Raw genomic sequence first — 12234 nt, forward strand, 5'->3', positions numbered from 1 at the left:
TCCATTACCCCCATCAATCCATGAAGCCCTGAAGCTTCAGCTCGATAGAGCGAGGGTTTTCACCTTCGGCGATCGACAAAATACCTTCCAACAACATTTCGCGATAACGCGACTGCCGCAACGCGATTGACTTGAGCTTGGCCGCCACCGGCAGCAACACCAGGTTGGCACTGGCCACGCCGTAGATGGTCGCGACGAATGCCACGGCAATACCGCTGCCCAATTGCGTCGGATCAGCGAGGTTGCCCATCACATGAATCAGGCCCATCACCGCACCGATGATGCCGATGGTCGGCGCGTAGCCGCCCATGCTTTCGAAGACTTTGGCCGCTTCGATGTCGCGGGCTTCCTGGGTGTAGAAATCCACTTCGAGAATGCTGCGGATCGCTTCCGGCTCGGCGCCATCGACCAGCAGTTGCAGGCCCTTGCGCGAGTAGTTGTCCGGTTCGGCATCGGCCACGCCTTCCAGGCCGAGCAGGCCTTCCTTGCGTGCGGTGAGACTCCAGTTAACCACGCGGTCGATGCCGCCGGCCAAGTCCACGCGCGGTGGAAACAGGATCCAGGCGAGGATCTGCATGGCGCGCTTGAAGGCGCTCATCGGCGATTGCAGCAGCGCGGCACCGATGGTGCCACCGAGGACGATCAGCGCCGCCGGGCCGTTGGCCAGCGCGCCGAGGTGACCGCCTTCAAGGAAGTTGCCGCCGATGATGGCGACGAACGCCAGGATAATCCCGATAAGGCTTAGAACATCCATCAGATACACGCCTCGACGATGTGCTTGCCGATGTCGTCCAGGCCGTAGACCGCGTCAGCCAGATCGGCTTTGACGATGGCCATCGGCATGCCGTAGATCACGCAGCTTGCTTCGTCCTGCGCCCATACCGAACTGCCGCCCTGCTTGAGCAGACGTGCGCCTTCGCGGCCGTCGGCGCCCATGCCGGTGAGCACCACCGCCAGAACTTTGTCACCGTAGGACTTGGCTGCGGAACCGAAGGTGATGTCCACGCACGGTTTGTAGTTCAGACGCTCGTCGCCCGGCAGGATCTTCACCGCGCCACGACCGTCGATCATCATCTGCTTGCCACCCGGGGCCAGCAGCGCCAGGCCCGGACGCAGGATGTCGCCATCCTCGGCTTCCTTGACGCTGATGCGGCACAGCTTGTCCAGACGCTCGGCAAACGCCTTGGTGAACGCCGCCGGCATGTGCTGGATCAGCACGATCGGCGCCGGGAAGTTCGCCGGCAACTGGGTCAACACCCGTTGCAGCGCGACCGGGCCACCGGTCGAGGTGCCGATGGCGACCAGTTTGTAGGCTTTGCGTTTCGGTGCCGGCGACGAAGCGCTGGCGGCCGGCGCGCGAGCAGGTGCAGGAGCCGGGGCCGGACGCGTCGGAGCAGCAGCGCTGTGGCTGCTGAAACTCGAAGCCGCCGGGGCTGGCGCAGGCGTCGGTGCCGCGGCCGGAGCCGGCGCACTGTAGGCACTGAAACGACGGTTACTGCGCGAGATGCTGTGAACCTTCTCGCACAACAGTTGCTTGACCTTCTCGGGGTTGCGCGAGATGTCTTCGAAATTCTTCGGCAGGAAATCCACCGCACCGGCATCCAGCGCATCCAGGGTGACCCGGGCGCCTTCGTGGGTCAGCGAGGAGAACATCAACACCGGGGTCGGGCAGCGCTGCATGATGTGCCGCACCGCCGTGATGCCATCCATCATCGGCATCTCGTAGTCCATGGTGATCACGTCCGGCTTGAGGGCCAGGGCCTGATCGATCGCCTCTTTACCGTTGGTGGCCGTACCGACCACCTGGATGCTCGGATCCGCTGAAAGAATTTCCGAGACGCGGCGGCGGAAAAAACCCGAATCGTCCACCACCAGGACTTTGACTGCCATAAACACTCCATTAGGTGCAGCGGGACGTCGTCGCCCCGCTGCACCGGATTCAAATACGCTTCGTCGCGTAACGCTTGAGCATGCTTGGAACATCGAGAATCAGCGCGATGCGGCCGTCACCGGTGATGGTGGCGCCGGACATGCCCGGAGTGCCCTGCAGCATTTTGCCCAATGGCTTGATGACCACTTCTTCCTGGCCGACCAGTTGATCGACGACGAAGCCGATCCGCTGGGTGCCCACCGAAAGGATCACCACATGGCCTTCGCGCTGCTCTTCGTGAGCGGCGGAGCTGACCAGCCAGCGCTTGAGGTAGAACAATGGCAGCGCCTTGTCCCGCACGATCACCACTTCCTGTCCATCCACCACGTTGGTGGTCGACAGGTCGAGGTGGAAGATTTCGTTGACGTTGACCAACGGGAACGCAAACGCCTGATTGCCGAGCATCACCATCAGGGTCGGCATGATCGCCAGCGTCAGCGGCACCTTGATGACGATTTTCGAGCCCTGGCCCTTGGTCGAGTAGATGTTGATCGAACCGTTGAGCTGGGAAATCTTGGTCTTCACCACGTCCATGCCGACACCGCGGCCGGACACGTCGGAGATCTCGGTCTTGGTCGAGAAACCCGGGGCGAAGATCAGGTTGTAGCACTCGGTATCGCTCAGGCGATCGGCCGCGTCCTTGTCCATCACACCGCGTTTTACCGCGATCGAACGCAGCACGTTCGGGTCCATGCCCTTGCCGTCGTCGGAGATCGACAGCAGGATGTGGTCGCCTTCCTGCTCGGCTGCAAGTACCACGCGACCGCCACGGGCCTTGCCTGAAGCTTCGCGTTCTTCCGGCGATTCGATGCCGTGGTCGACAGCGTTACGCACCAAGTGGACCAGCGGGTCGGCCAGGGCCTCGACAAGGTTTTTGTCGAGGTCGGTTTCTTCACCCACCAGTTCCAGGTTGATCTCTTTCTTGAGCTGACGCGCGAGGTCGCGAACCAGACGCGGGAAGCGCCCGAAGACCTTCTTGATCGGCTGCATCCGGGTCTTCATCACCGCGGTCTGCAAGTCAGCCGTGACCACGTCGAGGTTCGACACGGCCTTGGACATGGCTTCGTCGCCGCTGTTGAGACCCAGGCGCACCAGACGGTTACGCACCAGCACCAGTTCGCCGACCATGTTCATGATTTCGTCGAGACGCGCGGTATCGACCCGCACGGTGGTCTCGGCTTCGCTCGCCGGTTTTTCCGGTGGCGGCGCCGCGGCAGCGCGGGCAGGGGCCGGTGCAGCAGCAGCGGCGGCCGGTTTTGGCGCTTCGGCCTTCGGCTCAGGCTTGGGTGCAGCCTTCGGCGCAGCGGCTGGAGCGGCTGGAGCGGCAGCAGCCTTGGCGGCAGATGCAGCCACGGTCGATGCGGTGCTCGCAGCAGCGGCGCCAACGTCGGTGAACTTGCCTTTGCCGTGCAATTCGTCGAGCAGCGATTCGAATTCGTGATCGCTGATCAGATCGCTGCCGGCAGCGGCGGCCGCCGGTGCGGCAGGCGCAACCGGTGCCGAGGCGATCGCCGACTCCAGCGCTTCCACGGCAAAGTTGCCCTTGCCATGCAACTGATCGAGCAGTGCTTCGAATTCGTCGTCGGTGATGTCCGAGCTATCGCCCGCCGCCGGTGCCGCCGCAGCGGCCGCCGTCGGTGCCACGGCGTCCGGCGCGAACTGGCCTTTGCCGTGCAACTGATCGAGCAAGGACTCGAATTCAGCGTCGGTGATTTCATCGCTGGCGGCCGCATCGGCAACCGGCGCAGATGCCACAGCAATCGGCGCTTCGGCTTCGGCCTTGACGGCGTTCAGCGAATCGAGCAGCTGTTCGAATTCGTTATCGGTGATGTCGCCCGAATCGCTCGAATCGCCTTCGACGACCAGCTCTTCGATCATCTCGGCCACCGGCGAAGCCGGGGCTTCGTCAGCCGATTGCGGTTCGGCCAGACGCGCCAGCGCGGCCAGCAGTTCCGGGGTAGCGGCAGTGATCGGTGCACGTTCACGGACTTCGCTGAACATGCTGTTCACCGCGTCCAGTGCTTCAAGCACCACGTCCATCAGTTCTGCATCAACGCGACGCTCACCCTTGCGCAGGATGTCGAACACGTTTTCGGCGATGTGACAGCACTCCACCAGCTCATTGAGCTGAAGGAAGCCGGCGCCCCCTTTTACAGTGTGGAAACCGCGAAAAATTGCGTTGAGCAGATCTGCGTCATCCGGGCGGCTTTCCAGCTCGACCAGTTGTTCGGACAGTTGCTCAAGAATCTCGCCGGCCTCAACCAGGAAATCCTGAAGGATCTCTTCATCGGCGCCGAAGCTCATTAATGGGGTGCTCCTACAGGTCTAAAAACCTAAAACTCAAAATCCAAGGCTGGATAACAAATCGTCCACATCGTCCTGACCGGACACAACGTCTTCTCGTTTATCGGCATGAATCTGCGGACCTTCACCCTGCGAGAGATGTTTTTGTGGATCTTTTTCTGCAAGCATCGCGGCGCGGTCGTGTTCGATGCCCGCAAAGCGGTCCACCTGACTGGCCATGAGGACGAGTTTGAGCAAATTGCTTTCGACTTCGGTGACCAGTTGGGTCACACGCTTGATCACCTGACCGGTGAGGTCCTGATAATCCTGAGCCAGCAGGATGTCGTTCAGATTGCTCGACACCGCACGGTTGTCCGTGCTGCTGCGTGACAGAAAACCGTCGACCCGGCGCGCCAGCTCGCGGAACTCTTCAGCCCCGACCTCGCGACGCATGAAGCGGCCCCAATCGGTGCTCAGCGCCTGGGCTTCTTCAGCCAGGCCATTGACCACCGGCGTGGCGCTTTCCACCAGATCCATGGTGCGGTTGGCCGCGGCTTCGGTCAGCTTGACCACATAGCCCAGGCGTTCGGTGGCGTCGGTGATTTGCGACACTTCCTCGGCCTGCGGCATGTGCGGATCGATCTGGAAATTGACGATCGCACTGTGCAGTTCGCGTGTGAGCTTGCCCACTTCCTGATACAGGCCGCGGTCACGGGTCTGATTGAGCTCATGGATCAGTTGCACAGCGTCGCCGAACCTGCCTTTTTCAAGGCTCTCGACCAGTTCGACCGCGTGTTTTTTCAGGGTCGACTCGAAATCGCCCTGTGAAGATTCGTTATGCTCCATAGCTCCCCCGCGCGTCATCAGCCGATGCGTTCGAAAATCTTCTCGATTTTGTCTTTCAACGCCTGAGCCGTGAAAGGTTTGACCACGTAGCCGTTCACACCGGCCTGAGCGGCCTCGATGATTTGCTCGCGCTTGGCTTCAGCGGTCACCATCAGCACCGGCAGATGCTTGAGTTTTTCATCGGCACGCACGTGGCGCAGCAAGTCGATACCGGTCATGCCCGGCATGTTCCAGTCCGTTACCAGAAAGTCGATGCTGCCGCTGTTGAGCACCGGAATGGCGGTCGTGCCATCGTCGGCCTCGACGGTGTTGGTGAACCCGAGATCGCGCAGCAGGTTCTTGATGATCCGCCGCATCGTTGAGAAGTCATCAACGATGAGGATTTTCATGTCTTTGTTCAATTCGACCTCCAAGCAGTCTTAAACGCGCCCAGCACCTGGACGCGCCACTTCAATCAATCGGCGCAGCACTCGAAGACTGTCTGGAGCACAACAGAGCAAGACCGGTGCCGTTCATCACCGCACCAGCCTCGTTCGCAGTGTCCCCACACTGCCTTCAGCGCGCTCGCCACTCCCCCAAACGCCCCCGCAAACGGGCCGCGCACTGGCTGTGTAACTGGCTGACCCGCGATTCACTGACGCCAAGGACTTCACCGATTTCCTTGAGGTTCAGTTCTTCGTCGTAGTACAGCGCCAACACCAGTCGCTCACGCTCCGGCAAATTGGCAATCGCGTCCGCCAGCGCCGCCTGGAAGCGTTCATCTTCCAGATCGCGTGACGGCTCAAGATGAGCACTGGCGCCATCCTCGTGCAGCCCTTCGTGTTCGCCGTCCTGCAACAGGTCGTCGAAACTGAACAGCCGGCTGCCCAGGGTGTCATTCAAAATCCCGTAGTAATCGTCGAGACTCAATTGGAGTTCGGCCGCAACCTCGTGATCTTTAGCGTCACGGCCGGTTTTAGCTTCAATTGCGCGAATTGCGTCGCTGACCATACGGGTGTTGCGGTGAACCGAGCGCGGTGCCCAATCCCCTTTGCGCACTTCGTCGAGCATCGCGCCGCGGATTCGAATGCCCGCGTACGTTTCGAAACTGGCGCCTTTGCTGGCGTCGTATTTGGTCGAGACTTCGAGCAGGCCGATCATCCCGGCCTGAATAAGGTCTTCAACCTGCACACTCGCCGGCAAGCGTGCCAGCAGGTGATAGGCAATGCGCTTGACCAGTGGCGCGTAACGCTCGATCAACTCGTATTGCGCGTCACGTGCCGACTTCTTGTAGTAGTTCATACCGCTGGCGGTCATAACACAGGCCCTGCCGTTTGCTGCACGAGGCGCTCGACGAAAAACTCCAGGTGACCGCGCGGGTTGGCAGGCAGCGGCCAGGTATCGACCTTCTGCGCGATCGCCTTGAACGCCAGCGCGCACTTGGAACGCGGAAAGGCTTCATAGACCGCTCGCTGCTTCTGCACGGCCTTGCGCACGCTTTCGTCGTACGGCACCGCGCCGACGTATTGTAAGGCGACGTCGAGGAAGCGATCCGTGACCTTGGTCAACTTGGCGAACAGATTGCGCCCTTCCTGCGGGCTCTGCGCCATGTTGGCGAGGACGCGGAAGCGGTTCATGCCGTAGTCACGGTTGAGCAGTTTGATCAGCGCGTAGGCGTCGGTGATCGAGGTCGGCTCGTCGCAGACCACCAGCAACACTTCCTGGGCGGCGCGGACAAAACTGACTACCGAGTCACCAATACCCGCAGCGGTGTCGATCACCAGCACATCGAGGTTGTCGCCGATGTCGCTGAAGGCCTGAATCAGACCGGCATGTTGCGCCGGGCTCAGGTGCACCATGCTCTGGGTGCCGGAAGCGGCCGGCACGATGCGGATCCCGCCGGGCCCCTGCAACAACACGTCGCGCAGCTCACAGCGGCCTTCGATCACATCGGCCAGAGTACGTTTGGGGGTCAGTCCCAGCAGAACGTCAACGTTCGCCAGCCCCAGGTCAGCGTCCAGCAGCATGACCCGACGGCCAAGCTCTGCCAGCGCCAGAGACAAGTTCACTGACACGTTAGTCTTGCCGACGCCACCTTTGCCGCCGGTCACCGCGATCACCTGTACGGGATGCATGCTGCCCATGTTATTTCTTTACCTTGTCTTGCATAGACGGAGGCCACATTACTGGCTGCGCGTTCACAACCGGAACAATGCATGGCAGACCATCGATGTAGGTACAAAAACTGTTCATTACCTCAGCCAACCTGCTTGGTCGGGCTGTGATAGATATCAGCGAACATGTCAGCCATGGCTTCTTCGCTGGGTTCTTCCTGCATTTGCACGCTGACGGCGCGGCTGACCAGTTGATGACGGCGCGGCAGATGCAGATCATCCGGAATCCGTGGGCCGTCGGTCAGGTACGCGACCGGCAGTTCATGACTGATCGCCAGGCTCAACACTTCGCCAAGGCTGGCCGTCTCATCCAGTTTAGTCAGGATGCAGCCGGCTAGCCCGCAACGCTTGTAACTGTGATAAGCGGCGGTTAGAACCTGTTTCTGGCTGGTGGTTGCCAGCACCAGATAATTTTTTGAACGGATACCACGCCCGGCCAGACTTTCCAGTTGCATGCGCAGGGCCGGATCACTGGCCTGCAGGCCGGCGGTATCGATCAGCACCACGCGTTTGCGCAGCAGTGGGTCGAGCGCCTGCACCAGCGACTGGCCCGGATCGACGTGCGTTACCGGCACATTGAGAATCCGCCCCAGGGTCTTGAGTTGTTCCTGCGCGCCGATGCGGAAGCTGTCCATGCTCACCAGCGCGACATTCTGCGCGCCGTACTTGAGCACGTAGCGCGCCGCGAGTTTGGCCAGGGTGGTGGTCTTGCCCATGCCGGCCGGGCCGACCATGGCAATCACCCCGCCCTCTTCCAGCGGCTCGACTTCCGGTACGGCAATCATCCGCGCCAGGTGTGCGAGCAGCATGCGCCAGGCCTGACGCGGCTCCTCGATGTCGGTGATCATCGCCAGCAGATCGCGCGACAACGGCCCGGACAGACCGATGCGTTGCAGGCGGCGATACAGATTGGCTTGGGCCGGACGGCTGCCTTGCAGCTGATTCCAGGCCAGCGTGCCGAGCTGCACTTCCATCAGCTCACGCAGACTGTTCAATTCGAAACGCATCGAATCCAAAGCACGCGGATCGACACCAGCGGACGCCGGTGCAGGTGCCGGAGCCGGACGCGCCGGGGCGGAGTAAGTCGGTTCGCTCAACGGCTCGGCAGCGGTCAGCGGCAGGCCGGCCGTCAACGGCAGCCCGGCGAACAACTGGCGATTGGTGTTGCCGTCGGCTTCGCCACGCAGGCTCAGCTCGGCCTGGGCGGTGACGATGCGCGACTGGGTCTTGCGCAGCTCGTCCTCGAGTTCCATGTTCGGAACCCGTGGCGCCAGCGCCGACAATTTGTAATCCAGTGCCGCCGTCAGCTCGACACCGCCGGCAATGCGGCGGTTGCCAATGATGGCGGCATCAGCGCCCAGCTCATCACGAACCAGCTTCATGGCCTGACGCATATCGGCGGCAAAGAAACGCTTAACTTGCATAAACCACTACCTCAGCCGTTGGGCCCTACTGTCGCAACGATGGTCACTTGCTTGTTGTCCGGTATTTCCTGGTAGGCCAGCACGTGCAGCCCCGGGACTGCGAGGCGACCGAAACGCGAGAGCATCGCGCGGATCGGGCCTGCTACCAACAGGATCACCGGCTGACCTTGCATTTCCTGACGCTGCGCCGCTTCGATGAGCGAACGCTGCAGCTTCTCGGCCATGCTTGGCTCCAGCAGAACGCCCTCTTCAGAGCCTTGTCCTGCCTTCTGCAGACTATTGAGCAATATTTGTTCCAACCTTGGTTCCAAGGTGATCACAGGCAGCTCGGAGTCAGTGCCTACAATGCTTTGGACGATGGCGCGGGATACGCCGACGCGCACTGCGGCCACCAAGGCGGCGGTATCTTGACTCTTGGCGGCGTTGTTGGCGATAGCCTCGGCAATGCTGCGGATATCGCGCACCGGCACGTGTTCGGCCAGCAGCGCCTGCAACACTTTGAGCAGTTGCGACAGCGACACCACCCCCGGCACCAGTTCTTCAGCCAGTTTCGGCGAGCTTTTGGCCAGTAATTGCATGAGTTGCTGCACTTCCTCGTGGCCAATCAGCTCACTGGAGTGCTTGTACAGAATCTGGTTCAAGTGAGTTGCGACCACGGTACTGGCGTCGACCACGGTGTAACCGAGCGATTGTGCCTGCGCACGCTGACTGACTTCGATCCACACCGCCTCGAGGCCGAAAGCCGGATCTTTGGCGGTAATGCCGTTGAGCGTGCCGTAGACCTGCCCCGGGTTGATCGCCAGTTCGCGATCCGGGTAGATCTCGGCTTCGGCCAGGATCACGCCCATCAGGGTCAGGCGATAGGCGCTCGGCGCCAGATCGAGGTTGTCGCGAATGTGCACGGTCGGCATCAGGAAGCCCAGATCCTGCGAGAGCTTTTTGCGCACGCCCTTGATCCGCGCCAGCAACTGCCCGCCCTGATTGCGATCCACCAGCGGGATCAGGCGGTAACCGACCTCCAGGCCGATCATGTCGATCGGGGTCACGTCATCCCAGCCCAGCTCCTTGGTTTCCATGGCGCGGGCCGGCGACGGCAGCAGTTCCTGCTGACGCTGAACCTCTTGCAGCGCCTGCACCTTGGCGACGTTCTGCTTTTTCCAGAACAGGTACGCGCCACCGGCAGCCAGTGCGGCCATGCTCAGGAACGAGAAGTGCGGCATGCCCGGGACAAGGCCCATGACCGCCATCAAACCAGCGGCCACCGCCAGGGCTTTTGGCGAGGCGAACATCTGCCGGTTGATCTGTTTGCCCATGTCTTCCGAACCGGAAGCACGGGTCACCATGATCGCTGCCGCTGTCGATAACAACAGTGATGGCAATTGCGCCACCAAACCGTCACCGATGGTCAGCAAGGCGTACACCTTGCCCGCGTCGGCGAAGGTCATGTTGTGCTGGAAGATACCGACAGCCATACCGCCGATGAGGTTGATGAACAGAATCAGCAGGCCGGCGATGGCGTCACCACGGACGAACTTGCTGGCACCGTCCATCGAACCGTAGAACTCGGCCTCTTGGGCGACTTCCTGACGGCGCGCCTTGGCCTGGTTCTGGTCGATCAGACCGGCGTTGAGGTCGGCGTCGATCGCCATTTGTTTGCCGGGCATCGCATCGAGGGTGAAGCGCGCGCTCACCTCGGAAATCCGCCCGGCACCCTTGGTCACCACGACGAAGTTGATGATCATCAGGATCGCGAAGACCACGATACCGACCACGTAGTTACCACCGATCACCACCTCACCGAAGGCCTGGATCACCTTACCGGCAGCGGCGTGGCCGTCCTGACCGTGGAGCATCACCACCCGCGTCGAGGCCACGTTCAACGCCAGCCGCAGCAGCGTCGCCACCAGCAGAATGGTCGGGAACACCGCGAAATCCAGCGGCCGCAGCGCATACACGCAGACCAGCAGGACGACAATCGACAGGGCGATGTTGAAGGTGAAGAACACGTCGAGCAGGAACGGCGGCACCGGCAACATCATCATCGCCAGCATGACCAGCAGCAACAACGGCACGCCCAGATTGCCTCGACTGAGGTCGGCAACATTCGAGCGAGCAGTGTTGAATAACTGAGAGCGATCCACCGGTTTTCCCCGTTCCTTTAAAGCAAACTTTTGACGCCCAAAGCAGGCGCACGGCGGCTACTGCAAGAAGCCTTCCAACTTTTGCCGGGGATTGAAATTGAGGTTTATTTCGGGGAATTGTCTTGCCTGAAGCCGGGCGCCATGGAGCCGACCGCAAAACAGACGCAAGACGGCTATCACCCTTAGCGCAGGTGAACAAAAATCAGAAAAACTCGCGTATTGGCGAATTTATCCGGCAATCAAAATTTGCTTTGGATTAATTTCACCAAGACGCAAATCGCGGCCCACCAGATAGCGCGCCCCCTTACGGATCTGCCTGCCTTCCACCTCGACATACTCTTCCTCAGAATAGCCAAATCTCACGATTTCATCAGGCTCATGAAAAGGATCATCGGGGCGTGCCTTCAGCACACTCAGTGCCCAGGTAAAGTGAATGTTCGGCACATCCTGCGGCTTTATCTCCCGCTCGTCCTCCCATCGATAGTCCCGCCCACCGGTGATTTTTATCTGATCACCGACCGTGTCGAATTGGGGCTTTTGATAACGCATCTGTAGACCATTGCCACTCCATATATCGAAGTAGTTATCAGGAGAGGAGAACACTCTGACCAACGCCTCAACGGTGCCAATGTTGCCAGCTGCACTGTTGAATCTGTTGTAGAGACCATGGTAGGCCACCCCTTCCAACTCTGGCTTGATCGCATTGGTACTCGAATCGAGATAACCCGGCACATACGTATTACTCATGTACTTGAAATGCGTTAAGTCCAACGTCGCCATAAAAGTGACCGTGCAAGCGATATGCACAGACTCTTTCACCACCGACCCGGAAACGAACTCGTACCTCATTCCTTCAAGCTTTCTGTAGTTTTCCTGCATGATCTTCTCCTTGGCGAATGTTAGACACAGGTCAGAAGGCGACTTGCCCGGGAAACCTGCCAAGGAACATGGGATAGCTGAATGCCCTTTGTGTCCACTGTCAGAACTAACAGGTTGAGGTCTTTTTCAGACAGGCGGAAGGTCGCGGTCTTCTGATTTATCAGGAATCGCGCCGCAATGAACACAGATTGGAGGTATCACACAGATCACCTGTGGGAGCGGGCTTGCCCGCGAAGAGCCCAGCAGCCACACCGCAAGAGCCACAGCGCCTTTTAAACGCAAATGTTTAAAAGACACTTAAAGACACGCCTTGCGGGCTACACATCCTTGCGCCATTGCCTACAGCCAAGCCAGAATCCGCCGGCTTGTGCGCCTTGGGGTCGGGTTCTATTGTGGATCGGTCGCTGACGAATCAGCGATCGGGTTTAGCGACTCGAACTCAATTCAAAGGTGCATCAGCGTTCCAGGCTTCGTTGCGGATCTGTATTTTCGCGATTTCGTCATGGTGGCTGTATGCGGGAGACCTTCGGGTCTGCCGGGTGCCTTTGACCGGTTCGCTAACCTGCGTACAGCCGCCA

At 60.3% G+C, this 12234-nt stretch carries 10 protein-coding genes; all 10 read right to left on the reverse strand.

Features of this window, described 5'->3' with window-relative positions; genetic code table 11:
• Positions 1 to 13: 13 nt before the first annotated feature.
• A complete protein-coding gene (locus tag ACU680_RS18980) occupies positions 14 to 754 on the reverse strand; it encodes a flagellar motor protein (RefSeq protein WP_007967839.1) in 741 nt (246 codons plus the stop codon).
• Positions 754 to 1890 carry a protein-glutamate methylesterase/protein-glutamine glutaminase gene (locus ACU680_RS18985; RefSeq protein ID WP_095139385.1) on the reverse strand — a complete coding sequence of 379 codons (1137 nt, stop codon included), beginning with the start codon at positions 1888 to 1890 and terminating at the stop codon, positions 754 to 756. Before ACU680_RS18985 ends, ACU680_RS18980 begins: the two co-directional genes overlap by 1 nt.
• A gap of 49 nt (positions 1891 to 1939) precedes the next feature.
• The gene (locus tag ACU680_RS18990; RefSeq protein ID WP_024164450.1) at positions 1940 to 4234 is read right to left on the reverse strand and encodes a chemotaxis protein CheA; all 2295 of its coding nucleotides are present in this window, start codon (positions 4232 to 4234) and stop codon (positions 1940 to 1942) included.
• 36 nt (positions 4235 to 4270) lie between these two features.
• A complete protein-coding gene (locus ACU680_RS18995; protein ID WP_027613919.1) occupies positions 4271 to 5059 on the reverse strand; it encodes a protein phosphatase CheZ in 789 nt (262 codons plus the stop codon).
• A gap of 17 nt (positions 5060 to 5076) precedes the next feature.
• Complete coding sequence (locus tag ACU680_RS19000) at positions 5077 to 5448, reverse strand: chemotaxis response regulator CheY (protein ID WP_024012118.1); 372 nt, start codon at positions 5446 to 5448, stop codon at positions 5077 to 5079.
• 166 nt (positions 5449 to 5614) lie between these two features.
• The gene (gene fliA, locus ACU680_RS19005; RefSeq protein ID WP_003222919.1) at positions 5615 to 6355 is read right to left on the reverse strand and encodes an RNA polymerase sigma factor FliA; all 741 of its coding nucleotides are present in this window, start codon (positions 6353 to 6355) and stop codon (positions 5615 to 5617) included.
• Positions 6352 to 7182: a flagellar synthesis regulator FleN gene (gene fleN, locus ACU680_RS19010; protein WP_003222917.1), complete on the reverse strand. Its 831-nt coding sequence runs from the start codon at positions 7180 to 7182 to the stop codon at positions 6352 to 6354. The genes fliA and fleN overlap by 4 nt, the downstream gene beginning before the upstream one ends.
• Before the next feature lie 113 nt (positions 7183 to 7295).
• Positions 7296 to 8636, reverse strand: a complete 1341-nt coding sequence (gene flhF, locus ACU680_RS19015) for a flagellar biosynthesis GTPase FlhF (RefSeq protein WP_448180249.1) — start codon at positions 8634 to 8636, stop codon at positions 7296 to 7298.
• 11 nt (positions 8637 to 8647) lie between these two features.
• On the reverse strand, positions 8648 to 10777 hold the full coding sequence (flhA, locus tag ACU680_RS19020; protein WP_027613918.1) for a flagellar biosynthesis protein FlhA: 2130 nt from the start codon (positions 10775 to 10777) through the stop codon (positions 8648 to 8650).
• 228 nt (positions 10778 to 11005) lie between these two features.
• Entirely contained in the window at positions 11006 to 11656 is a 651-nt protein-coding gene (locus tag ACU680_RS19025) for a hypothetical protein (RefSeq protein ID WP_007969653.1), read from the reverse strand.
• Between the last annotated feature and the right edge of the window lie 578 nt (positions 11657 to 12234).

The organism is Pseudomonas sp. LF020, from assembly GCF_053456425.1.